This window comes from Ruegeria sp. CDSB013 (assembly GCF_059611165.1).
In genome coordinates this window covers 1-23,981 of record NZ_JBXWPA010000011.1, presented here as the reverse complement: position 1 = coordinate 23,981, position 23,981 = coordinate 1, and the positions used below count along the sequence as shown (strand labels likewise).

At 58.3% G+C, this 23,981-nt stretch carries 23 protein-coding genes; 10 read left to right on the top strand and 13 right to left on the bottom strand.

Going from position 1 to position 23,981, the window contains the following annotated elements; genetic code table 11:
• Positions 1-22: 22 nt before the first annotated feature.
• The 7 genes from AC2FJF_RS17465 to hutI form a co-directional block, all read right to left on the bottom strand.
• Positions 23-451: an SRPBCC family protein gene (locus tag AC2FJF_RS17465; protein ID WP_496699487.1), complete on the bottom strand. Its 429-nt coding sequence runs from the start codon at positions 449-451 to the stop codon at positions 23-25.
• Positions 439-768: an ArsR/SmtB family transcription factor gene (locus AC2FJF_RS17460; protein WP_282120371.1), complete on the bottom strand. Its 330-nt coding sequence runs from the start codon at positions 766-768 to the stop codon at positions 439-441. The genes AC2FJF_RS17465 and AC2FJF_RS17460 overlap by 13 nt, the downstream gene beginning before the upstream one ends.
• 40 nt (positions 769-808) lie before the next feature.
• Positions 809-1,687, bottom strand: coding sequence for a phosphoserine phosphatase SerB (gene serB / locus AC2FJF_RS17455; RefSeq protein ID WP_496726507.1), 879 nt, complete (start codon positions 1,685-1,687; stop codon positions 809-811).
• 68 nt (positions 1,688-1,755) lie between these two features.
• A complete protein-coding gene (gene hutU / locus AC2FJF_RS17450; RefSeq protein WP_496726506.1) occupies positions 1,756-3,438 on the bottom strand; it encodes a urocanate hydratase in 1,683 nt (560 codons plus the stop codon).
• A complete protein-coding gene (gene hutG, locus AC2FJF_RS17445) occupies positions 3,435-4,253 on the bottom strand; it encodes an N-formylglutamate deformylase (protein ID WP_496726504.1) in 819 nt (272 codons plus the stop codon). The genes hutU and hutG overlap by 4 nt, the downstream gene beginning before the upstream one ends.
• Positions 4,253-5,788, bottom strand: coding sequence for a histidine ammonia-lyase (gene hutH, locus AC2FJF_RS17440; RefSeq protein WP_496726503.1), 1,536 nt, complete (start codon positions 5,786-5,788; stop codon positions 4,253-4,255). The genes hutG and hutH overlap by 1 nt, the downstream gene beginning before the upstream one ends.
• Entirely contained in the window at positions 5,788-6,993 is a 1,206-nt protein-coding gene (hutI, locus tag AC2FJF_RS17435; RefSeq protein ID WP_496726502.1) for an imidazolonepropionase, read from the bottom strand. The genes hutH and hutI overlap by 1 nt, the downstream gene beginning before the upstream one ends.
• 81 nt (positions 6,994-7,074) lie before the next feature.
• Here hutI and AC2FJF_RS17430 point away from each other — a divergent pair, with 81 nt between their 5' ends.
• The 3 genes from AC2FJF_RS17430 (at position 7,075) to AC2FJF_RS17420 (ending at position 10,765) form a co-directional block, all read left to right on the top strand.
• Positions 7,075-8,430, top strand: coding sequence for a formimidoylglutamate deiminase (locus AC2FJF_RS17430; RefSeq protein ID WP_496726501.1), 1,356 nt, complete (start codon positions 7,075-7,077; stop codon positions 8,428-8,430).
• A gap of 29 nt (positions 8,431-8,459) precedes the next feature.
• The gene (gene hutC / locus AC2FJF_RS17425) at positions 8,460-9,164 is read left to right on the top strand and encodes a histidine utilization transcriptional repressor HutC (protein ID WP_496726500.1); all 705 of its coding nucleotides are present in this window, start codon (positions 8,460-8,462) and stop codon (positions 9,162-9,164) included.
• Between the two features lie 83 nt (positions 9,165-9,247).
• Positions 9,248-10,765 (top strand): malonate--CoA ligase, encoded by a 1,518-nt coding sequence (locus AC2FJF_RS17420; RefSeq protein ID WP_496726499.1) that lies wholly within the window; start codon positions 9,248-9,250, stop codon positions 10,763-10,765.
• Here AC2FJF_RS17420 and AC2FJF_RS17415 read toward each other — a convergent pair.
• The 5 genes from AC2FJF_RS17415 to AC2FJF_RS17395 all read right to left on the bottom strand — a co-directional run bounded on the left by AC2FJF_RS17415 (position 10,752) and on the right by AC2FJF_RS17395 (position 16,396).
• On the bottom strand, positions 10,752-11,489 hold the full coding sequence (locus AC2FJF_RS17415; protein WP_496726498.1) for a metallophosphoesterase family protein: 738 nt from the start codon (positions 11,487-11,489) through the stop codon (positions 10,752-10,754). The two genes, AC2FJF_RS17420 and AC2FJF_RS17415, sit on opposite strands and share 14 nt — an antisense overlap.
• A 118-nt stretch (positions 11,490-11,607) precedes the next feature.
• The gene (gene serA / locus AC2FJF_RS17410; protein WP_496726497.1) at positions 11,608-13,203 is read right to left on the bottom strand and encodes a phosphoglycerate dehydrogenase; all 1,596 of its coding nucleotides are present in this window, start codon (positions 13,201-13,203) and stop codon (positions 11,608-11,610) included.
• A 58-nt stretch (positions 13,204-13,261) separates the two neighbouring features.
• A complete protein-coding gene (locus tag AC2FJF_RS17405; RefSeq protein WP_496726496.1) occupies positions 13,262-14,416 on the bottom strand; it encodes a phosphoserine transaminase in 1,155 nt (384 codons plus the stop codon).
• A 159-nt stretch (positions 14,417-14,575) separates the two neighbouring features.
• The gene (locus tag AC2FJF_RS17400) at positions 14,576-15,673 is read right to left on the bottom strand and encodes a Gfo/Idh/MocA family protein (protein ID WP_496726495.1); all 1,098 of its coding nucleotides are present in this window, start codon (positions 15,671-15,673) and stop codon (positions 14,576-14,578) included.
• A 12-nt stretch (positions 15,674-15,685) separates the two neighbouring features.
• The gene (locus tag AC2FJF_RS17395) at positions 15,686-16,396 is read right to left on the bottom strand and encodes a GntR family transcriptional regulator (protein ID WP_496726494.1); all 711 of its coding nucleotides are present in this window, start codon (positions 16,394-16,396) and stop codon (positions 15,686-15,688) included.
• A gap of 106 nt (positions 16,397-16,502) precedes the next feature.
• On the opposite strand from AC2FJF_RS17395, the gene AC2FJF_RS17390 reads away from it, so the two are divergent.
• The 6 genes from AC2FJF_RS17390 to AC2FJF_RS17365 are packed head-to-tail and all read left to right on the top strand — an operon-like array spanning position 16,503 to position 22,078.
• Positions 16,503-17,657: an LLM class flavin-dependent oxidoreductase gene (locus AC2FJF_RS17390; RefSeq protein ID WP_496726493.1), complete on the top strand. Its 1,155-nt coding sequence runs from the start codon at positions 16,503-16,505 to the stop codon at positions 17,655-17,657.
• Entirely contained in the window at positions 17,657-18,547 is an 891-nt protein-coding gene (locus tag AC2FJF_RS17385; RefSeq protein WP_496726492.1) for an aldo/keto reductase, read from the top strand. The genes AC2FJF_RS17390 and AC2FJF_RS17385 overlap by 1 nt, the downstream gene beginning before the upstream one ends.
• Positions 18,547-19,062, top strand: a complete 516-nt coding sequence (locus tag AC2FJF_RS17380) for a flavin reductase family protein (protein WP_058272664.1) — start codon at positions 18,547-18,549, stop codon at positions 19,060-19,062. Before AC2FJF_RS17385 ends, AC2FJF_RS17380 begins: the two co-directional genes overlap by 1 nt.
• A 52-nt stretch (positions 19,063-19,114) precedes the next feature.
• Positions 19,115-19,702 carry a TRAP transporter small permease gene (locus tag AC2FJF_RS17375; protein ID WP_496726491.1) on the top strand — a complete coding sequence of 196 codons (588 nt, stop codon included), beginning with the start codon at positions 19,115-19,117 and terminating at the stop codon, positions 19,700-19,702.
• The gene (locus AC2FJF_RS17370) at positions 19,703-20,992 is read left to right on the top strand and encodes a TRAP transporter large permease (protein ID WP_496726489.1); all 1,290 of its coding nucleotides are present in this window, start codon (positions 19,703-19,705) and stop codon (positions 20,990-20,992) included. It abuts the gene before it with no gap.
• A gap of 24 nt (positions 20,993-21,016) precedes the next feature.
• Positions 21,017-22,078 (top strand): TRAP transporter substrate-binding protein, encoded by a 1,062-nt coding sequence (locus tag AC2FJF_RS17365; protein ID WP_496726488.1) that lies wholly within the window; start codon positions 21,017-21,019, stop codon positions 22,076-22,078.
• 34 nt (positions 22,079-22,112) lie between these two features.
• Here the strand turns inward: AC2FJF_RS17365 and AC2FJF_RS17360 are convergent, their stop codons facing one another.
• Complete coding sequence (locus AC2FJF_RS17360) at positions 22,113-22,583, bottom strand: tetratricopeptide repeat protein (protein ID WP_496726487.1); 471 nt, start codon at positions 22,581-22,583, stop codon at positions 22,113-22,115.
• Positions 22,584-22,586: 3 nt separating this feature from the next.
• Between AC2FJF_RS17360 and AC2FJF_RS17355 the strand changes: the two genes are divergently transcribed.
• A complete protein-coding gene (locus AC2FJF_RS17355) occupies positions 22,587-23,870 on the top strand; it encodes a cytochrome-c peroxidase (protein ID WP_496726486.1) in 1,284 nt (427 codons plus the stop codon).
• Positions 23,871-23,981: the final 111 nt, after the last annotated feature.

Genomic DNA, 23,981 nt, shown 5'->3' with positions numbered 1-23,981 from the left:
TTATTTCCTCCCTAATGAAAACTTATCCAAACTGCGCCTCAAGCTTGGCCAGCGACGATGTCCAGCCCATGTTGTGGTTTGCTGCGGCCTCGGCATCTGCCAGTTCGCGGTGGTCCAGAACCAACCGCGCGCCGTTTTCCGTTGCGACGACCGAAAACGTCACGTGGCTTTCCGCCCCGCGCTGATCCTGATCGTCATGCCAGGCCCAAGTAAACCCAACCGAATTGGGCGGATCAACATGGGTGACATGACCGGACACCTTGAATGTCTGGCCTTCTGCATTCTTCATTATTGAATACCAAGGCCCCGTGCGTGAGAAATTCAGGTCATGCTCGGGCACATGCACCCCTTCGGGCCCCCACCACTGCAACAGTTTCGCCCCATCGCTGATCCAGGCAAACAGGTTTTCTGGGGTGGTCGGGAACTCACGTTCCAGTTTCAGGTCGGCCATGAGTTTTCCCTTTCAATGAGGTCGCCCAGACGATCGAGGCTGTTTTCCCAGAACTGACGTTTTGAGATGGTCCATTCCGCAATCGCCCGCAGCCCGTCGGGCTGGATAGAATACATCCGCTGGGTGCCGTGGACGCGCTGTTGCACCAATCCGGCCTCGCGCAGCACTTTCAGATGGCGCGAAATCGCTGCGCCCGACATACCGCGCCCTTGGATCAGGTCACCGGCAGGCAGCTCTCCGTCCTGCATCAGTTGCTCAACGATCGAGAACCGAGTGGAATCGGACAAAGCAGAAAAAGCATTTATCAGAGTGTTCATAGCCTTTATTTAACACGTAAGTTAAATAAAGGGAAGACCTTTAATCGGACACAAATTCCGAGCGGCTATAGCCCTGAACGTACAGCAATGCTGTCAGATCGCCATGGTTGATCCGAACCTCGCATTGCTCGGCAACCGTGGGCTTGGCATGCAGGGCCACCCCTGTTCCCGCGCGGTGCAGCATCCCCAGATCGTTGGCCCCGTCGCCTACGGCAATAACGTCTTCTTCACGCAAACCCAGTCGCGCGGTGATCTGTTCCAAGGCATCCACCTTGGCTTGACGCCCCAAAATGGGCCGCAGTACATCCCCGGTCAGTTTTCCGTTTTGGGCCAGCAGGGTGTTGGCACGGTTCTCGTCAAAGCCCAGCACCTCGGCCACTTTTGCGGTAAACGCCGTGAAACCGCCCGAGACCAAGGCGGCATAGCTTCCGTTCTGGCGCATCGTCGCGACCAGTTCCTTGCCGCCCGGCATCAGAGTGATGCGTTCATCCAGTACTTTACCGATCACCGCCTCATCCAGACCTTTCAACAGACCAACCCGTTCGGTCAGCGCGCCCTCAAAGTCCAACTCGCCATTCATGGCGCGTGCGGTGATATCCTTAACGCGGTCGCCGACGCCGGCCTCATCCGCCAGTTCGTCGATGCATTCCTGTTGGATCATGGTGCTGTCCATATCGGCCAACAGCATCTTCTTACGGCGGCCTTCGGTCGGTTGGACAACCAGATCCACGCCCATTTGCTGCAGGTCCGCCCAGGCATCCCACCGGTTGCCCGGCATTTCGCTAAGATGGAACTCTGCTGCTTCATCCGGGCTGAGCCAAACGATCTCACCACCGCCCCATGCGTTCCGCAAGGACTCGACCAGCGACAATTCCAGATTAGACACATCGGGGTCGGTCAACAGGGTGGCAACGTACATATTCGATCTCCGGCAAGCTCACCTGCGCATATCGCAGGTGCAGCATTTTCGCCAGAGTCTGTTTCGAACTAGCCCAAAATACCCGGCAGGCGCAGCCCATGGGCCCGCGCGCAATCCTTGGCAATGTCGTACCCTGCATCCGCATGGCGCCAGACGCCCGAGGCCGGGTCGTTCCAGAGAACCCTTTCCAACCGCCGCGCGGCATCTTCGGTGCCATCGGCACAGATCACAACACCCGCATGTTGGCTAAAGCCCATCCCGACGCCACCACCGTGATGCAGAGACACCCATGTCGCCCCGCTCGCCGTATTGATCAGCGCATTCAGCAACGGCCAGTCGCTGACCGCATCCGAGCCATCCAGCATCGCCTCAGTCTCGCGGTTGGGGCTGGCCACAGACCCCGAGTCCAAATGGTCGCGTCCGATCACCACCGGCGCCTTTAGCTCGCCATTGGCGACCATCTCATTGAACGCCAGCCCAGCCCGGTGTCGGTCACCCAATCCAATCCAGCAGATACGCGCAGGTAGACCCTGAAACGCGATCCGCTCTTGCGCCATGTCGATCCAGCGATGCAGGTGCTCATTCTCGGGGAACAGTTCCTTCATCTTGGCATCGGTTTTGTAGATGTCCTCGGGGTCGCCCGACAGAGCACACCAGCGGAACGGGCCGATGCCTTTGCAAAACAGCGGGCGGATATAAGCGGGTACAAAGCCGGGGAAGGCAAAGGCGTTCTCAAGCCCCTCATCCTGAGCGACCTGCCGGATGTTATTGCCGTAATCCAGCGTCGGAACGTCCGCGTTCCAGAAATCCACCATCGCCGCGACATGCTGCTTCATCGAAGCGCGAGCGGCTTTTTCCACCGATTTAGGGTCTGTTTCACGCTTTTCGCGCCACTCTCCCATAGTCCAGCCCAATGGCAGATAACCGTTAATCGGGTCATGCGCGCTGGTTTGGTCGGTGACGATATCAGGACGCATCCCGCCCGCCTGCATCCGGGCGTAGATCTCGGGGAAAACCTCAGCGGCGTTGCCCAGCAGACCAACCGACTTCGCTTCGCCCGCCTTGGTCCAGCGGTCGATCATCTCCAACGCTTCGTCCAGCGTCGCGGCTTTCTCGTCGAGGTATTTGGTCCGTAGGCGGAAATCGATGCTGTCCGGGTTACACTCAACAGCCAGACATGAGGCGCCTGCGAACACGGCCGCCAGCGGTTGCGCGCCGCCCATTCCACCCAGACCTCCGGTCAGAATCCACTTGCCTGTCAGGTCACCGTCGTAGTGCTGACGCCCTGCCTCGGCAAAGGTCTCATAGGTGCCCTGAACGATACCCTGCGTACCGATATAAATCCACGAGCCAGCGGTCATCTGGCCGTACATCATCAGGCCCTTCTTATCGAGCTCGTTGAAGTGATCCCAGGTCGCCCAATGTGGGACGAGGTTGGAATTGGCGATCAGCACCCGAGGCGCATCCTTGTGCGTGCGGATGATCGCGACCGGCTTGCCGGACTGGACGATCAGCGTTTCGTCTTCCTCCAAATCCTTCAGACCGGCAACAATAGTGTCGAAATCCTCCCACGTGCGGGCCGCGCGACCGATACCACCATAGACCACCAACTCATGCGGGTTCTCGGCCACATCCGGGTGCAGGTTGTTCATCAGCATCCGCAGCGGGGCCTCGGTCACCCAGCTTTTGGCGTTCAACTCGGGGCCGGTCGGTGGATAGATGTCGCGGGTGTTTTTGCGCGGATCGCTCATTTCTGGGCTCCTTGTCTGGTCAATTCGCCCGAGAGGGCAAGATCGTTGATGCGGGTCAGCATAGTTGTCAAATGGGGGCGCAGTTTCGCAGCGCGGTCCTCGCGCCATGTCCACGGGGGTGTCTCGTCCATGTAAGCCCGCTGCGCGATCTCCATCTGGATGGCGTGTATGCCATCAGAAGGGCGACCATAGTGGCGGGTGGTCCATCCCCCGCGAAACCGGCCATTCAGGACCGAAGTGAAACCTTCGGCCTTGCTCGCCACGTCGTGCACGGCTTGCTCAATGGCCGCGTCACACGTCAGCCCATCATTGGTTCCAGTGTTGAACACCGGCAATTCGCCTTCGAACAGAAACGGGATCAGCGACCGGATCGAGTGGCAGTCAAACAAGATCGCCACACCGTGCCGGTCCCGAACGCAGCTCAGTTCATCCAGAAGGGCAGCGTGATAAGGTGCGTGGTATTTGCGCCGTCGATCTTCGACTTCATCCTCGGATGGTGATTGCCCGTCATTCCAGATCTGCTGCCCGTCGAAATCGGTCAGAGGCACAAGTGTAGTGGTATTCTGGCCCGGATATAGCGAGGCGCCGAACGGATCACGATTGGCGTCGATGACGTAGCGATGAACATGCGACCGCACAACCGTGGCATCATCCAATATCCCTTTATAGAGCCTATTTATGTGCCAGTCCGTATCCGCCAAACCGCGCCCGTTGTCATTCAGGCGGGCCTTTATTTCGTCTGGCACATAAGTTCCGCCATGAGGCTGGCCCAGCACAATGGGACCGTCCCCGCGCTGCACGCTGAACACCTGCATCAGAACAGCCCCGGCATCTGGGCACCCACTGCCCCAAGGATGTCACCCTCAGCCACCAAGCACTTGGATGTTTCCAGATCGGGTGCCAAATAGCGGTCTTCGTTCAGTGTTGGTATCTCTGCCCGTACTCTATCCATTACCCGTTGCAACGGTTCGCTGGTTGCCAGCGGTGCGCGGAACTCCACGCCCTGAGCAGCACAAAGCAACTCAACTGCCAGAATGTAATTCAGGTTCTCGACCATCCGTGTCAGACGCCGCGCGCCATGTGCAGCCATCGACACGTGATCCTCCTGGTTGGCCGAGGTCGGTGTGCTGTCGGTCACGCAAGGATTGGCAAGGTGTTTGTTCTCGCTCATCAAGGCGGCGGTCGTGACTTCGGCAATCATCAGGCCCGAGTTCAACCCGGGATCAGGTGTCAGGAACGGCGGCAGATCAAAGCTGAGCGTCGGGTCGACCATCAAGGCAATGCGCCGCTGCGCAATCGCGCCAACTTCGGACACAGCCAGCGCGATCATGTCTGCGGCAAAGCCGACCGGTTCGGCATGAAAGTTTCCACCTGAAACGATGGCACCCGCCTCAGTCAGAACCAGCGGGTTGTCGGTGGCCGCGTTCGCCTCGATCTCAAGCGTGGTGGCCGCTTGGCGCATGACGTCCATGGCCGCGCCGGTGACCTGCGGCTGACAGCGGATGCAATAAGGGTCCTGAACGCGCGTGTCGCCATCCCGGTGGCTTTCGCGGATCTCGGACCCGGCCAGTGTGGCACGCATGGCGCTGGCGGCTTCGGTCTGGCCGCGGTGCCCACGCAGGGTATGGATTTCGGGCTGCAAGGGCGCGGTCGACCCCATGATCGCATCCGTCGACAGGGCCGAGATGACCAGCGCGTTTTGCGCTGCACGCCAGGCATCGAACAGACCGGCCAGCGCGAATGCAGTCGAGAATTGCGTGCCGTTGATAAAGGCAAGCCCTTCCTTTGGACCGAGTTGAATAGGCTCTAATCCAGCTGATTTTAGCGCTTTTCCCCCCGGCAGGATGGTACCGTCAACCTCGGCTTCACCTTCGCCGATGACTACGGCTGTCATATGCGCCAGGGGCGCAAGATCGCCCGAAGCCCCGACCGACCCCTGCGCGGGAATAACCGGGGTCACGCCCTTGGCCAGCATCTGCTGCAACAGCTCGATCAGTTCCCAACGCACGCCCGATGCTCCACGTCCGAAGGACAACAGCTTTAGCGTCATCATCAGCCGGGTTACACAGCGTGGCACGGCCGAACCAACGCCGCAGCAATGGCTAAGGATCAGGTTGCGCTGAAGGGTCGAAGTGTCCTTGGCCGCGATCTTGTGGCTGGCCAGCTTTCCGAACCCGGTGTTAACGCCATAAACCGGGTCTTCCCCGGCCGCAGCTTCGAGAATGCGATTGGCTGCAGCCTCCACCTTGGGTTTGCATCCGTCATCCAGCGATACTGCAGGCTGCGACCAATACACTTCAGACAGATCTGACAGCGTAACCTGACCGGGCACAAGCGACAGCGTCTTCATTACAAACCTCCGAAAATGCGGGTGTGCAGCGGGTTGAAGCCGATCCGATAGGACAGCTCGGCTGGGTGCGTGATGTCCCATACCGTCAGGTCTGCGCGCTTGCCTTCAGTTATTGTGCCAGTGTCGGTCAGGCCCAAGGCTTGCGCCGCATTGCGGGTCACGCCAGCCAATGCCTCTTCCGGCGTCAGGCGGAACAGGGTGCACGCCATATTCATGGTCAGCAGAACCGACGTCAGAGGGGACGAGCCGGGGTTGCAATCCGTCGCCAGCGCAATCGGCACCCCATACTGGCGCAGCAGTTCAACCGGCGGCGCCTGCGTTTCGTGCAGCGTATAGAACGCCCCCGGCAGCAGCACGCCCACGGTTCCGGCTTGTGCCATGGCGGCCACGCCAGCCTCGTCCAGATATTCGATATGATCTGCCGACAACGCCCCGTACGAAGCCGCCAGGGCTGCCCCTCCGAGGTTCGAAAGCTGCTCCGCATGCAACTTGACCGGAAGGTTCAATTCTTTCGCCACATCAAAGACCTTAGCGATCTGAGACGGATCAAAGGCGATCCCCTCGCAAAAGCCATCAACGGCATCCACCAGACCCTCTTCATGCGCCAAACGCAGAGTCGGGATGCACACATCGCGAATGTAGGCATCGGCGCGACCCGGAAACTCAGGCGGTACCGCATGAGCTCCTAGAAAACTTGTTTTCACTCGCACCGGGCGCACTTCGCCGATCCGGCGCGCGGCGTGCAGCATCTTGAGCTCTGTGTCGGTGTCCAGGCCATAGCCCGATTTGACCTCGATGCACGACACGCCCTCGGCCAACAGGGCGTCCACTCGCGTCAGGGCATCCTCTAACAGGGCCTCTTCGCTGGCCGAACGGGTCGCTGTGACCGTCGACAGAATTCCACCACCTGCGCGCGCGATCTGTTCATATGAGGCACCATTCAGGCGCATTTCGAACTCGACCGCCCGGTTGCCACCAAAGACGACATGGGTGTGGGCGTCGATTGGCGCCGGCGTTATCAGCCGGTCGCCATAGTCCACGGTCGGCCAGTCAGAATAGTCGGCAGGCAGCGCATTCCGTGGTCCGATCCAGGCAACATTCTCACCATCAACAGCAAGTGCTGCGTCCTGAACCATCCCATAACGTTCGGCGCCATCGTCCATGGTCGCCACCCGCGTGCTCAAAAGGACAGATTTTTTGGCCATATCGATTCTTTTGGGCTCCCTTTGTCGTTAGATTTTTCGTATACGTATAAAAGTTTAAAGTCTACACAAAATGGAAATGCGATGACCATCCATGCGAAAACGGCTTTATTAGGCTCTGATTGGGTCAGTAACTTGCGGGTAGAAATCGCGCACGGTCAGATCCAAAGCTTGGAATCACAAGCGACCGCGCGATCCGGAGACACACAGGTTGATGTCTTGCTGCCAGCCTTGGGAAACCTGCACAGCCACGCCTTTCAGCGCGCGATGGCCGGTATGACAGAAGTGCGCGCCGCCGGCCGCGAGAGCTTTTGGACCTGGCGCACCCTGATGTACCGGTTTCTGGACAGATTGACGCCGGACCACGTAAAGGCCATTGCCGCTTTGGTCTATATGGAGATGCAAGAGGCCGGATATGCCTCGGTCGGTGAGTTTCACTATGTCCATCATCAGCCGGGCGGCGGGCGCTACGACCACGTGTCGGAACTGAGCCAGCGCATATTTGCCGCAGCCGCCCAAACTGGAATCGGGCTGACGCACCTTCCGGTTCTCTACACCTACGGCGGTGTCGAACAACAACCCTTGGCTGGCGGTCAGCTGCGCTTTGGCAATTCTGTGGATCAGTTTCTGAATTTGGTCGACGAATGCCGCATGGCCCTACCGCATGCGGATTCTGTGATCGGTATCGCCCCGCATTCACTGCGGGCAACATCGCCTGACGATTTGCGCGAGCTTCTGAATGCCACTTCTGATGGTCCCGTCCACATCCACATCGCCGAACAGCTAAAGGAAGTGGCCGATGTAGAGGCCGCGCTGGGACAGCGGCCGGTCGAGTGGCTGCTGGACCATGCCGACGTCGATGACCGGTGGTGCCTTATCCACGCGACTCATATGACAGATGCCGAAACACGCGCCGTTGCGCGCTCGGGCGCCGTAGCCGGGTTGTGCCCGATTACCGAGGCGAATTTGGGCGACGGTATTTTCAACGGTGCAGTTTATGTCGAAGAAGGTGGTCGCTTTGGCGTGGGATCAGACTCTAACGTGAGGATTTCTTTGCCTGAGGAACTGCGGGCTTTGGAATATTCCCAACGCCTGCGGGACCATGCGCGAACGGTTTTGGTCAAAAATGAAGGCTCAGTCGGTCAGGCGTTGTATACAGGGGCCGCACAAGGGGGCGCGCAGGCATTGGGACGAAATGCCGGGGAAATCGCAGTCGGCAAGCTGGCCGACCTTGTTGCGATCGACCGATCTCACCCCACGATCTGCGCACTGACTGACGAACAGGTGCTTGACGGGCTGTGCTTTGCAGCGCCGGACGGGTTGGTGACGGATCTTTGGTCAGCAGGGCGCCACATTGTGCAGCAAGGCCGCCACATCGAACGGGATCGGATAATTCCCACGTACCGGTCGGCGATTGCCGATCTTTTGGCAGACGTCTAAACGCACCTACTCAGGTAACCAGAGGCACCATGACCCAATCTAACGAAACCACCAGCTACAGGGACATCAAGGAAACCGTGCTGGCGCGCATTCGGTCGGGTGAGTGGCAGCCGGATTCGCTGCTGCCCAACGAGCAGGACCTGGCCGTCGAATTCTCGTGCACCAGAACGACCGTGAACCGCGCAATGCGAGAGCTGGCGGACGAAGGATTTCTGGAGCGTCGTCGCAAAGCCGGTACACGGGTTTTAAGCGCGCCGCAAAGGCAGGCCCGTTTCACGATCCCCAAGGTGCGGGACGAGGTTGAGGCGTTGGGCGGAATCTATCGTTACGCGCTGGTCTCGTCAGTTGCCGGGCAAGCGCCCGATTGGCTGTCCGCAAGACTGGCGCTAAAACCGGACCAACACGTGATGCACGTGCGCTGCATGCACTTTAACGGCAACACACCTTTTCAGTACGAAGACAGATGGATCGTCATAGACTCGGTTCCACAGGTGGTAAATGCGGACTTCGCCTCAATAGGCCCGAATGAATGGCTAATACAGACCGTTCCCTTCACCAATGTCGAGCTGAGTTTTCTGGCCAGTCGCGCCGATGAATCGGTGGCCGCGTTCCTGGACCTGCCCATCGGTGAGCCGGTGTTTACGGGCGAACGGATCACATGGCTTGAGGGCCAGCCTGTCACCTTTGCAAAGATGTACTTCGCCGCAGGGTACCGGATGACCACTCAGTTCTAAACCTGACCAAGATTTCCGCTTTACCGTGCCTCTAATCCACGCCAGATTCGGGGCAATCTGGTCCTGCGAGAAGGAAGTATGGGATGGGTAACCCGCTCTATGATCGGTTGTTTGGTATCCATGCGGGCAAGGATACGCCGTTTCTTCACCTGCCTGACGGCCAAACCATTACCCATGCAGCTTTTCTGGACATGGCGTCGCGCATAGCAAACACGTTGAACGGGTACGAGCTTGAGCCCGGAGACCGAGTTGCTGTTCAGGTGGAAAAGTCGCCAGAAGCGTTGGCGCTCTATGCGGCTTGCGCGCAAACCGGATTGATCTTTTTGCCGTTGAACACGGCCTACACATCCGGCGAGCTTAGCTATTTCATCGAAAACAGTGGGGCTGCGCTGGTGGTTTGCGATGCCGCCAAACAAGCGGAACTGACGCCCATCGCCGAGGCGCAAAACGCAAGGTTAGAGACGCTCAACGCTGACGGCTCGGGCAGTCTGATGCGGCGGGCTTTGGGCATGCTTCCTGCTTTCGGACCGGTTAAGCGGACAGAGAATGATCTTGCCGCGTTCCTATATACGTCTGGCACGACCGGGCGCTCCAAAGGTGCGATGATGACGCAAGCCAACCTGCTGTCCAACGCCGAGACCCTGGTGGACGAATGGCGGTTTACGCAGGATGATGTGCTGCTGCACGCCTTGCCGATCTTTCATACCCACGGGCTGTTTGTAGCGACGAACGTTATTCTGGCCTCGGGCGGATCGATGATCTTTTTGCCGAAGTTTGATCTGGATGACGTTCTACGCCTGATGCCCAATGCGACCTCGATGATGGGCGTGCCGACCTTTTATACCCGATTGCTGGCGGATGATCGGTTCACCGGTGATCTGGCGCAGCACATGAGGCTGTTCATCTCGGGTTCGGCCCCGCTGCTGGCCGAAACGCATGAACGTTTCGAAGACCGGACCGGACACCGCATCCTGGAACGCTATGGGATGACAGAAACCAATATGAACACCTCGAACCCGTATGACGGTGAACGTCGCGCAGGAACTGTCGGGTTCCCGTTGCCGAGTGTCGAGCTAAAGGTAACCGACCCTGAATCCGGCGAGGCGTTGCCACTGGGTGAAATTGGCATGATCGAAGTGCGCGGACCCAACGTCTTCAAAGGCTATTGGCAAATGCCCGAAAAAACCGCCGCGGAATTGCGCGAAGACGGGTTCTTTATCACCGGTGATCTCGGGCGCGTGGATGCGGATGGTTACGTACACATCGTGGGTCGCGGCAAGGACCTGATCATTTCTGGCGGGTTCAACATCTACCCCAAGGAGGTCGAGCTGGTGCTGGACGACCAGCCCGGTGTTTTTGAAAGCGCCGTGATTGGCGTACCACACCCTGACTTCGGCGAAACCGTTCTGGGTATTCTGGTTGCAGAACCGGGCCGAGCGCTTGATCTTGATGCCATTATGGCCAGCGTTCAGAACCAACTGGCGCGGTTCAAACACCCCAGCCAACTGATCGTGCTGAATGAGCTGCCCCGAAACACCATGGGGAAAGTGCAAAAGAACGCCTTGCGCGAGCTTTACAAAGATATGTTTACCGCGGATTAGGCTCTAACGGGACTCGACCGGCATCAGTCAGCAACCAGCACTGACGCCCTTCGAACACAGCTGTGGCTAGTGGTCGACTATAGCCTGCCCCTGCGTCCAGATTGACGCGATTTCCGTAATGCTCGGCCCGGTCCACCGGAGTATGCCCATGCACAATCAGCCAGGGGTACGCACGTGCATCGTGCAGGAACTCCTGGCGTATCCAAACCAGATCATCCTCGGATTGCTGCGCCAAAGGGACACCGGGCCGGATGCCAGCGTGAACGAACAAAAGCTCACCCTCTTGGTGATAGGTCGGCAGAGCATTGATAAAGTCTAGATGTGCCGGCTGCAGAGCGGCGCAGGCCCGTTCGTGAACCTGAAAGATCCGGTCATTGTCCGTGACCTCGACACCGTAAGATGCCAGCGTCTCCTGACCACCAAGCCGGGGATTCAGCCAGTTCAAAGTAATCGGCAACTGCTTGTCTGCAATCTCGCAATCCTGCACGAAACGGACCATCATTCGGTCGTGGTTGCCTTTGACCATAACCCAGTTTCGCCCGGCGCGTTGGCCTTCGATCAGCAGATCCAGCACCTCGCGGCTGTTCGGGCCACGATCCACGTAGTCCCCCAGAAAGACAACCCGCGCATCCGGCCCGCCATCCGCCTCGATAAGGGATAGCGCGTTTTGCAGCATGCCCAGTTGCCCATGGATATCGCCGACCGCGTAAATTGGGATGCTCAAAACGTTGCCTCTTGGAATATGTCAGACACTTTGTGCAACAACTCGGTTGCAGAAAAAAGACAATGCCCGCACAAATTTTGCACGGGCATCGCTATGGTCACAATCTTCGGGCCAAAACTCAGGCCACGTCAAATTCCAGCGGCTTGATCTGAGTGAACAACCCAGTTTCCGCCAGTTTCGCGCGCGCTTCGGCGGGAACCGGCTCGTCCACATAAAGGAGCGCAATCGCTTCTCCGCCCGCCTCGGCACGGCCCAGAGTAAAGTTAGCGATGTTTACGTTGTTCTCGCCCATGGTCTGACCCAGCGCACCGATGATACCCGGAACGTCTTCGTTGGTAGTATAGAGCATGTGGGCACCGACCTCGGCATCGATATTGATGCCTTTGATCTGGATAAAGCGCGGCTTGCCATCGCTGAAAACCGTACCCCCGATTGAGCGTTCGCGCTTGTCGGTTACCACAGTCACCTTGATGTAGCCGTCAAAGACACCGGTCTTGTCCTGATTGGTGGTCGACAGCTGAATCCCGCGCTCTTTCGCTACAACCGGGGCCGACACCATGTTCACTTCCGGGTTGAACTTTTTCATGATCCCGGCAACCACGGCGCAGTTCAGGGCAGCCAGGTTCATCTCAGCCGCGACGCCATCATACAGGATGTTGATTGCCTTAACTGGTTCATCGGTCATCTGACCAATGAAACTGCCCAGGTGACCGGCCAGCTTAATCCATGGACCCATGATCTTGGCTTCTTCTGCAGTGACGCTGGGCATGTTCAGCGCGTTTTCCACCGCACCAGTCAGCAGATAGTTCGAGATCTGTTCAGCCACCTGCAGGGCAACATTTTCCTGTGCCTCGGTCGTTGCAGCGCCAAGGTGTGGCGTGCAGACGACGTTCGGCAAGTTGAACAGCGGGTTGTCCTTTGCCGGTTCTTCTTTGAAAACATCAAACGCGGCCCCTGCGACATGCCCGGATTGCAGCATCTCGGCCAGTGCCTCTTCGTCGACCAGACCACCACGGGCGCAGTTGACGATGCGCACGCCAGGCTTGGTCTTGGCCAGGTTTTCGCGGCTCAGGATATTACGGGTCTGGTCTGTCAGCGGTACGTGCAGGGTGATGAAATCGGCGCGGGCCAGCAATTCGTCCAGCTCGACCTTTTCGACGCCCATCTTGGCGGCTTTCTCTTCGCCCAGATAGGGATCGTAGGCGACGACTTTCATCTTCAGGCCCAGCGCGCGTTCACAGACGATGCCGCCAATGTTGCCCGCGCCAATTACGCCGAGGGTCTTGTTGGTCAGCTCGATGCCCATGAATTTGGACTTTTCCCATTTGCCTGCATGCGTCGAAGTGCTGGCCTCGGGGATCTGGCGCGCAACGGCGAACATCATCGCAATTGCGTGTTCGGCGGTGGTGATCATGTTGCCAAACGGCGTGTTCATGACGATCACACCCTTTTTCGACGCCGCATCCTTATCGACATTATCGGTGCCGATACCGGCGCGGCCGATGACCTTCAGATTGTCGGCTTTTTCCAGCAGCGTCGGCGTGACCTTTGTGGCCGAGCGGATAGCCAGACCGTCATACTGGCCAATCAGCTCGGCCAGCTTGTCCTTGTCCTTGCCCAGGTCGGGCATGAAATCCACGTCGATGCCGCGGTCGCGGAAGATCTGCACGGCGGTTTCGCTGAGTTTGTCGGATACGAGTACTTTGGGGGCCATGTTTGAGGTCCTTGAATTTCATGAAAAATCCGGGCCTGAAACGGCCCGGTAAAAAGGGTCAGGCGGCTTCTGTCTGCGCCGCGATCTCAGCCTCAAAGGCCCATGTCAGCCAAGGCAACATCGCCTCGATATCCGAGGTTTCAACCGTGCCACCGCACCAGATGCGCAGGCCTGCGGGTGCGTCTCGGTAGGCACCGATATCCAATGCGATATTCTCAGCCTCAAGCCGCTTAGCCACAGCTTTGGCGAATGTCGCACCGTCCTGAATGCGTGCGTCGGTGAACTTCAGGCAGACCGAAGTATTCGACTGTGTCGCCGCATCTTCTGCCAGATTGGCGATCCAGTCGTTTTGGTCGCAGAACGCGTGAACCGCATCGGCATTGGCATTCGCACGGGCGATCAAGCCCTGCAAACCACCAACCGAACGTGCCCAGTCCAATGCGAACAAGTAATCTTCGACCGCCAGCATCGAGGGCGTGTTGATCGTTGCACCGGTAAAGATACCGTCGATCAGCTTGCCGCCCTTGGTCAAGCGGAAAATCTTGGGCAAGGGCCATGCGGGAGTGTAGCTCTCCAGCCGCTCCACCGCGCGGGGGCTCAGGATCAACATCCCGTGCGCCGCTTCACCACCCAACACTTTTTGCCAGCTGAACGTAGTCACATCCAGCTTATCCCACGGTAGGTCCATCGCAAACGCAGCCGAGGTTGCGTCACAGATCGTCAGGCCCTGACGATCATCCGCGATCCAGTCGCCATTGGGAACCCGGACGCCCGAGGTGGTGCCGTTCCATGTAAAGACAACGTCATTGGCAAAATCAACCGAGGCCAAATCAACGAGCTGACCGTAATCCGCCGTCTTCACCTCGGCGTCGATTTTCAACTGCTTGACTACGTCGGTCACCCAGCCAGAGCCAAAGCTTTCCCAGGCCAGCATCTCAACCTTGCGTTCGCCCAGCAACGACCACAGAGCCATCTCAACCGCACCAGTGTCCGACGCGGGAACGATACCGATCTTGTAGTCTGCCGGAATGCCCAGCACTTCGCGCGTGCCTTCGATGGCCGCCTTCAGCTTGTCCTTGCCGACGGCGGCACGGTGCGACCGGCCCAGCGCAGCATCGGCCAATTTGGTCAGATCAAATGTGGGGGGTTTGGCGCAGGGGCCCGAGGAAAAACGCGGATTGGCCGGCCGCGTCGCCGGTTGTTCAGTGCTCATGTGTATTACCCTTACAGATACACGCCCCTCGTTGGGGAGGGGTGTCCCACAGACAGAGCTATTGCCTCGAACGACGCCCAGCAAGCGGAAAAGACGCATCGGGTGCCAAAAACGACACCCGATTATGTGCGTATCTGGAACGCGGGTTTCCTATCGGCATCAAGACGAGAGGCGCACAGTCTCTCCGGTTTCCAATGCCTGTTGCGCCGCCAAACCGATGCGCACGGCCCAAAGGCCATCGTTCAGGGTGACGTCAGGTTGTGCCTTTTCGCCTCGTAGAACAGCTAAGAACCCCTGATGTTGGTAGAAAGTTGAACCATTGTGGTCCCCGGCGGCCAATAGGCGCGGATCGACGGGGATCTCTTTGGTGACCGGACCTTTTGGGGCACGTGGGCTGACAATGATCTGCGGCACCGGCGGTGCGCCCAGATGTTCCGGCCAGAACCGTCCCGGCCCCGGCACAAGGGCTTCAATCTTGACATCCGGCCCAACTGCCGAGATTTCCTCCTGATATCGGGACCCTTCCGCGAACATGCAAAGTTCCAGCATCGCGCGCGCGCCCGAGGCGAAATCCACGATGACATAACCATGGTCGAGGATATCGGGCGTCTCGCCCTCATAGTCCTCATCCAGATGGTTGACCGCCTGCCCGCCGCTGGCTGTTACGCGAACCGGGTCGGATTGCAGGATCAGACGCATCAGGTCGAAGAAATGGCAGCACTTCTCGACAAATGTTCCGCCTGTATTCCGGTTGAACCGGTTCCAATTCCCGACCTTTTCCAGAAACGGAAACCGATGCTCGCGAATTGACAGCATCTTTACGCCGCCCGTGACCTCAGCCTCGGCAATCAGCGCGGCAATGGGCGGCATATAGCGGTATTCCATCGCAACCCAGATCGGGTGCGGATAATCACGCTGCAGCGCCTCAAGCCGCGACGCATCCACCGGATCTGTGAAAAGAGGTTTCTCTACCAACAACGGCAACGGGCGCGTCCGGGCAATCTCTTCGATTTGATCCACATGCAGGTGGTTGGGGCTAACGATGACGGCGCAGTCCAGATCGTCGACCGCAAGCAATTCTTCGACTGAAGACACCATCACCGCATCAGGCGCAATCGCCTGCGCTGCCTTCGCCATCTCGGCGTCAGGCTCAAAAATCGCTGAAACGCGCGTGTCGTCCAGCAGGGCAATATTGTGCAGGTGTTCCTGCCCCATCATACCGCATCCGATCAGCCCGTAGTGAATGGTCCGGGTCATGCGCAGTTCCTTTTACTTCAGTCGTTGGACATAGGTGGCTCGATCCGGGTCGAACCATGTTTTTGAAAACTCAACCGGTTCGGGTTTTTCCGACCAGCTGAACCGTTCGATGTAGCCAACCGTTTCTCCGGCTGGCCTGGTGAAATCAGGGGGCGTCCAATCCGGCAACATCCCGAGGGAAACCCTGTCTTCAGCACGCGTGATCCAGAACCCCAACTGGTGCTGGTAGTACCGATAAAGCGAGTCGGACAGCAGCTGTCGATCAATCAAACCAGCAGACTCATCCAGCCAGATTTCTTCAACCGCGATAATTGTATCATTCAGGTAGCGCATTCGGCGCACCCGCGAGCCCATGTCCGACGAACCAAATCGCGGCAAATCTGCGGGCTTTTTCAGATGGTCAACTGACAGGATATCCGCCCGCGGCAACCCACCGCCTTCAGGCAGCTCTAGTCGGAACATCGCATAGACGCTGTTTTGCGTTCCGGTCTCGCGTACATAATTTCCCGAACCCTGAATACGCTCCAGCATCCCCTTTTTTTCAAGCTCAGCCAGCGATTTTCGCAGGGTCCCTACCGATACCTTCAGTTCCGCGGCAAGGTCTCGTTCGGGCGGCAAGCGTTCGCCATCGATCAGGCGACCGGCAGCGATGTCGCGGATCAAAAGCTCGGCAATCTGAACATAAACCGGCAGGGCGTTCGGGTTTCGGTTGGCTGACGACATCTTTGGGCGCTTCACTCAGTCGCAGGAAAAATTGATACACCATTGATCTACATCAATGTGATTGCTACGCAAGAGGAAAGTCACAGCCACGCGGAGAGCGAATCAGATGACCATCGTCCCCATCACCTCACCCGATCTGAATGCGGCCGAGGTTTCGTGGTTTGCGGCGTTGTGTTCCGACGATTACCAGTTTCTTGGAATACCTGATGGCGATCTACGATCGAGCTGGGACCACTGCTCGGGCATCGTGAAAGAGGCCGAGGCGCAAGGGTTCCGAAACATCCTCTGCCCGTCGTCCTATCAGGTGGGGCAAGACACGTTGAGCTTTGTCGCCGGCTGCGCGCCGATCACCGACAAGATCAACATGTTGGCCGCTGTGCGCTGCGGCGAGATGCAGCCCATCATGCTGGCCCGCACCATCGCAACGCTGGACCACATGCTGCAGGGGCGCTTGACGGTTAACATCATCTCGTCCGATTTCCCCGGAGAGAAAGCCGACAGCGCCTATCGCTACCAGCGCTCGCGCGAAGTGGTGGAAATCCTGAAACAGGCGTGGACGCAGGATGAGATCAACCATGCGGGTGAGGTCTATAACTTCTCAGGGCTCACGACCGACCCGGCGAAGCCATATCAGGCAGGTGGCCCGCTGCTGTATTTTGGTGGTTATTCCCCATCCGCTCTGGATCTGTGTGGCGAGCATTGCGACGTCTACCTGATGTGGCCCGAAACCAAGGATCAACTGGCCGAACGGATGAAAGCCGTCCACGCGGTTGCCGAGAACTACAACCGCACACTCGATTACGGCCTGCGCGTGCACATGATCGTCCGCGATACCGAGGCCGAAGCGCAGGAATACGCCGACTACATCGTCTCAAAACTCGACGACGAATATGGTCGCGCCATCCGTGAGCGTGCTTTGGATTCGACATCACTGGGCGTCGCGCATCAGGCCAAGAACCGGGATCTTGCGGATGAATACGGCTATGTCGAACCCGGCCTTTGGACCGGCGTTGGCCGCGCGCGGTCCGGGTGCGGCGCCGCTCTGGTCGGATCGACCGATCAGGTCATGTCCAAGATCGAAGAGTATCAGAAGATGGGCATCCGCGCCTTCATCTTCTCGGGATACCCGCACATGGACGAAGCTCGCCATTTTGGCAGCCGTGTTATGCCTAATCTGAAAACCTGTTCCCTTCCCGAAGCCTACGGAAGGGTCCCTGCAAATACCCCGGCCACGCCGCTGGGCAACGGAGTTCGTCGCTGATGCAACGTGTGAAACTATCTGACTCGCTGGATATGAGCCGCCTTGTCTATGGCATGTGGCGACTGGGCGACGACGACGACACTTCGACGGGTCATGTCGAGGCCAAGATTCAGGCCTGTCTGGATCAGGGCATCACCACCTTCGATCAGGCCGATATCTATGGCGGCTACGCGGCCGAGGCCGTTCTGGGCAACGCCTTACGCGCAAATCCGGGCCTGCGTCAGCAAATGGAAATCGTCACCAAATGTGACATCGTCGCACCGATGGGTCGGTATGCGGACGCCAAGTGCAAATACTATGACACGTCGCGCGGGCATATACTGAAATCGGTTGAGACATCGCTGTCCGAAATGGCCATCGATCATATCGACCTGCTGCTGATTCACCGCCCCGATCCATTCATGGATCATCACGAAACAGGTGCCGCGCTGGACGAAGTCGTCGCCGGCGGCAAGGTCGGCGCGGTTGGCGTGTCGAATTTCCGCCCATGGGACTGGAGCCTGCTGCAATCGGCGATGAAAACCCAACTGGTGACCAACCAGATCGAGATTTCTCTGGGCGAAATCGGCCCCTTCACCAACGGGGATCTTGCGTTTCATCAGCAGCATAGCCAGCCGGTGATGGCATGGTCACCCTTGGGTGGCGGGTTGCTGATGGCTGGAAACCCTCCGGTCGGGGTTGTAGCGGACGAAATCGCCGAGGAATTCGGCGTGGATCGCGCTGCCGTGGCGGTGGCGTTTCTTCTGGCCCACCCTGCAGGCATTCTTCCGGTCTTGGGCACCAACAATCTGGACAGGATCAAGCGCATCTCTGACGCGCTGAAAGTCAATCTGGATCGCGAGAGCTGGTACCGCCTGTATGAGGCGGCACTGGGGCATGAGGTACCATGATGAATGCAATCTCAAAGGACATGACCCGCACATTCGTTCCCCACAGGGACGATACCCGAACCTTGCGCGACGCTTTTGGTCGTTTTGCCACCGGTGTCACTGTTGTCACCTGCGACAGCACAGACGGGCCGGTTTGCATCACCGCCAACAGTTTCTCGTCCCTTTCGCTGGACCCACCACTTGTCATGTGGGCAGGCGATCGCAACTCGCGCCGGTTCCGTTATTTCCAAGAAGCACGGCATTTCAGTGTTCACGTCCTTTCAGCGGAACAGGCCGAGCTTTGCTTTGGATGTTCGAAAGACGCGTTTGCGCTTCAGGATATCGACCACGAGCGCTGTGAAAATGGAACCCCGCTGCTGCCGGATTGTCTGGCCCGTTTCGAATGTGAGCAACACGCTTATCACGACGCTGGCGACCACGTTATCGTTATTGGAAAGGTCCTGCGTGCCAGTATGGCGGACGGAGACGCATTGACCTTCTACGCCGGAAAGCTCGGCCAATTCGCGCACCAGTAAGCGCGGAATAACTGTCGCGGTGAAAACCCGCGGCTGAAAAGGGAGGATCCGCATGGGCGGATTGACGTCGGTGCTTGCGCCGATCGCGTTTGTAAATGAAGCCGTGCTGCGATTGGGCCGCGCGGTTGGTGTCGTTGCGATTGCACTGATGGTGATCGCAATCCTGATACAGGTGTTCTTCAGATACGTTTTGGGCAACGCGCTGCCCTGGCCGGATGAGGCCGCTCGGTTCTGCATGTTATGGATGACTGGCCTGATGGCCCCCACTGCATTTCGGCGCGGCGGGTTTGTCGCCATCGACATGGTGCCCCTGATGCTGCCGCGTGGGATTGGGCAAACCCTGAACATCCTGCTGCTGCTGGTTTCGCTGGCCGTTTTGGTGGTGGCTGTCAAAATCGGCTGGTCCGAGGTCACCGGGTTTGGCGGCAAGTTCGCCACCGCTGCACTGTATTTGCCAACGTCCTTTGGGTTTGACGAGTGGTATCGCATCCCGCGCAGCTGGATGATGGCCTCGCTTCTGGTGGGGGTCGTCCTGCTGATCTCAGTCAATATCGAGCTGATCCTGCGCGCCGTCGTAACCCTGTTGGGCGGCGGACATCTGCTGCCGGATATTGCCGATGCACCTGTAGGGGCCGAATAGATGCTGATATGGTTCCTACCCACATTTCTGGTGTTTCTGCTGATCGGTCTGCCGGTCTTTTTCGCATTGCTGGCCGCGCCCGGCATTCTGCTTTGGCTGAACGGTCAGACGGCCGACATCACGCTGCTGTATCGCAATGTCTATAACGGCATGGATAGCTTTCCGCTAATGGCGATCCCCTTCTTCATGCTGGCCGGAGAGCTGATGAACCGGGGCGGCATCACGCTGCGGCTGGTTGAATTCAGTCAGGCGCTGATGGGCCACTTTCGAGGCGGTCTGGCCCATGTGAACGTACTCAGCTCGATCCTGTTTGCCGGGCTGTCAGGCTCAGCCGTGGCCGATACGTCGGCGCTGGGTTCAATGCTGATCCCAGCGATGGAGAAACAGGGCTATACCCGCAAGTTCGCCGCCGCGATCACAGCGGCCAGTTCGGTGATCGGACCGATCATTCCACCCTCGGGCATCATGATCATCTACGCCTATGTCATGGGCGAAAGCGTTGCAGCGTTATTCCTTGCAGGGATCGTGCCGGGCGTCATGGTGGGTGTTGGCCTGATGCTGATGATTAAGGTCATGGCCGACAAATACGACTTCCCGGTCGCCAGCCGAAAATACACCTGGGGCGAGCGACGTCAGGCCAGCCTTAAAGCGTTCTTCCCCCTGCTGACGCCAGTCATCATTCTGGGAGGTATTCTGGGTGGTATCTTCACTCCAACCGAGGCCGCGGCGGTTGCTGTGGGCTATGCGTTCATCATCGGCTTTTTTGTCTTGCGCACACTGACCTTGAAAGAGGTGCCTGAAATTCTCAGCAATGCGGGTCTGACCTCGGCCGTCGTTTTGTTGCTGGTCGGCGCGGCGATGGCCTTCAAAACCGTGGTCAGCCTCAGCCACGCGCCTGAACAACTGGCCGAGTTGATCCTCAGCCTTTCGGAAAACCCACTGATCCTTCTGTTCCTGATCAACCTGTTGCTGTTCATCGTAGGCATGTTCCTGGACGCAGGCCCCGCGATCATCATCCTTGGCCCGATCCTGGCCCCGATCTTTACCAGCCTTGGCGTCGATCCGATCCACTTTGCCATCATCATGAGCGTCAACCTGACCGTGGGCCTTGCGACACCGCCTATGGGGTTGGTCCTGTTTGTGGCCGCCGCCGTGTCACGCGAAAAAGTTGAAACCATCGCCAAGGCAATCCTGCCATTCCTGGCCGTCGAAATCATAGTGATCTTTCTGATCACCTATATCCCCGCACTATCCATGACGATCCCACGCATAACGGGATTTGCAAACTGACTGAGTATCACAGGGAGGAAACGCATGCTCGGAAGATTTATCAAAACAGCAGCCTTAGCGACATCGCTGGTTGCCGCAACCGCCATCGCGGCAACTGCAGCTGACTACACGCTGCGCGCGACTGCAAACTCTAATGAAAACGATGAAGATTATGACGGTCTGATCGTCTTCAAGAACTTCGTCGAAGCGGCCTCGAACGGCGCGATCGAGGTCGAATTGTTTATCGGAACACAGCTGTGTTCAAATGGTGCGGAATGCCTGCAGGGCGTTGCTGATGGCACCATCGACATCTACATCTCCACCTCGGGCGGTGCCTCGGGGATCTTCCCCTACGTTCAGGTCCTCGACCTGCCCTACCTGATGGCCGATGACCGTGTCGCTGAGCGTGTTCTGTCTGGTGATTTCACGCGCACAATGCGCGAAATGGCGTTGGAGGATTCCGGCGGTGCCATCCGCCTGATGACGATCGGCAACACTGGCGGCTGGCGCAACTTTGCCAACACGCAACGCCGCATTGCCGAGCCCGCCGACATGGAAGGACTGAAGATCCGCACCGTGGTCGCCGACCTACCGCAGGAACTGGTCAAGGCACTGGGCGCTTCGCCGACCCCGATCCCGTGGCCCGAGCTGTTCACAAGCTTCCAAACCGGCGTTGTTGAAGGATCCAAGAACGGCATCACAGATATCATGGGCATGAAATTCCCGGATGCGGGTCTGCAATATGTTACGCTGGACGGCCACGCCTATATGGGTGCGCTGTGGTGGATGAATAACGCCAAGTTCCAGGAGATGCCCGAAGATCTGCGCCGCGTGGTCGTCGACGGTTTCTATGCGCTGCAGCAGGCCACTTTTGCCTCGCCCAAGCGCAAGTCGATCCAGGCTTATGAAGATTTCGTTGCGGGCGGCGGTGACCTCTACGTCCCGACACCCGATCAGAAAGCCGCGTTCAAAGATGCGGCCACGCCTGTTTACGAGTGGTTCCAGTCCAACGTAGCTCGTGGTGATGAGATCTTTGCCGCGCTGACCGAAGCCGTTTCGATTGCGGAAGGCGAGATCAATGCGTCGCGCGATGCGGACCTGAACTAATCAATTGTGGGTCGGGCCTTGTGGCCCGGCCCTTTCACCGAAACGGGTACATCCACCCTTTGTAGTCGTTGACCAGAACATGCGCCCTTTCAATCTGCTCCGGCGACATTTTCTTGACCACTTCCTCAAGGCTGATCGCCGCGTCGGGATCGCCGCCAATGGCGCTGAGCGTGTACCACATGTAAGCCCGCACCAAATCAGGCGCGGGCATGCCAAGGCCCAGTTCATAATACCAGCCGACGCCGGATTGCGCCCCGGGATGCCCCTTCATCGAGGCCCGCAGATACCACTCAAACGCTCTTTCATAGTCCTGCTCGACACCCAAACCAAGGCCGTACATCACTCCGATCAGTTCCTCGGCCTCGGCGTTGCCAGAACGCGCGGCAGGCCAAAGTTCCTCGCGCGCGGCTTCGAACTCACCCGCCTCCATCATGTCACGGGCCTGTTCCAACTCGGCCAGCGCCGGGGTGGTAAAAAGACAAAAGGCAAAAACAAACTGGCGCATGGGATGGCTGCTTTCCTCTGGGCCGGGATGGCAATGGCGCAAGAGCTACCACGACCGCTGACAGATGACGATTTCCTGTTCTTTGATATGGAACAGGCCGCCATCGGTCATCAACTGTTTTACGACCCGATCCTGTCCGGCAATCAGAACATCGCCTGCGCCCATTGCCATCACCCCGATTTCGGAACATCCGATGGATTGTCGCTGGGCATCGGCGAAGGCGGTCAGGGCTTGGGACCCGACCGCACTCCAGGCACCGGAGCCGACAAGATTCGAAAACGTATCCCCCGAAATTCTCCGGGCCTTTGGAATCTTGGGGCAAAGGACATTCACACCCTGTTCCACGATGGCCGCCTGAGTATTTCGGATGATTATGGCAATGGCTTCAACTCGCCTGCACAGGAATGGTTGCCCGAGGGGCTGAATTCACTGCTGGCCGCGCAGGCGCTTTTCCCGCTGACTTCGCAGTTCGAAATGGCGGGTAACGTGGCCGAGAACCAGGTAACTGGGGCCGTACATGACCGGATCGACAAAGGCTGGCCAATATTGGCCAAACGCGTCCGTACCGATCCTCGTTACGGCCCGGCCATCATGGCCGCGTATGATGATGTTGAAACGACCGAAGACATCTCGATCACACAGATCGCCAACGCGTTGGCCGCCTTCATGGCCATTGAATGGCGCAGCACTGACAGCCCGTTTGATCGATATTTAGCCGGGGACACCAATGCCCTGTCGCCGGAACAAGTGAATGGGATGGATTTATTCTACGGCAAAGCCCGTTGTTCGGCCTGCCATTCTGGCCCGCTGATGTCCGATCAGGAGTTTCACGCTCTGGCCCTGCCGCCCTTTGGTCCCGGCCGAACCCGGCAGTGGGACCCTTATGTCAGGGACGTTGGACGTATGGGCGAAAGTGACCGGCTAGAGGATGCCTATCGCTTCCGCACTCCGATGCTGCGCAACGTGGCCCTGACCGCACCTTACGGCCACAACGGAGCCTTCCCGGATCTCGAAAGCATGATCCGCCATCATTTGGACCCTGTAGCAAGTTTCGCAAATTGGACACCCGAGACGGCAGCACTGCCCAACGTACCATGGCTACAAAAGGCAGATTTCCTTGTACGGCACGACCGATTTGAAATGCAGCGTGTACGCAGCAAAATCGACATTACCCCGCTGGAATTGTCTGAAGATGAGATCAACAGCCTCGTCGAATTTCTGCATGCCCTTACCGGTACCAGCGTGGACACACCGCCATTTGGCGTGCCCGTTGGCTTCACACCCTAGGATAAACCCCCGCTTTGAAACGGGGGCTCCAAATTTACTCAGCGGCTTCTTCGTAAGCGTCCATTGGGGGGCATGTGCAGATTAGGTTTCTGTCGCCATATGCGTTGTCGA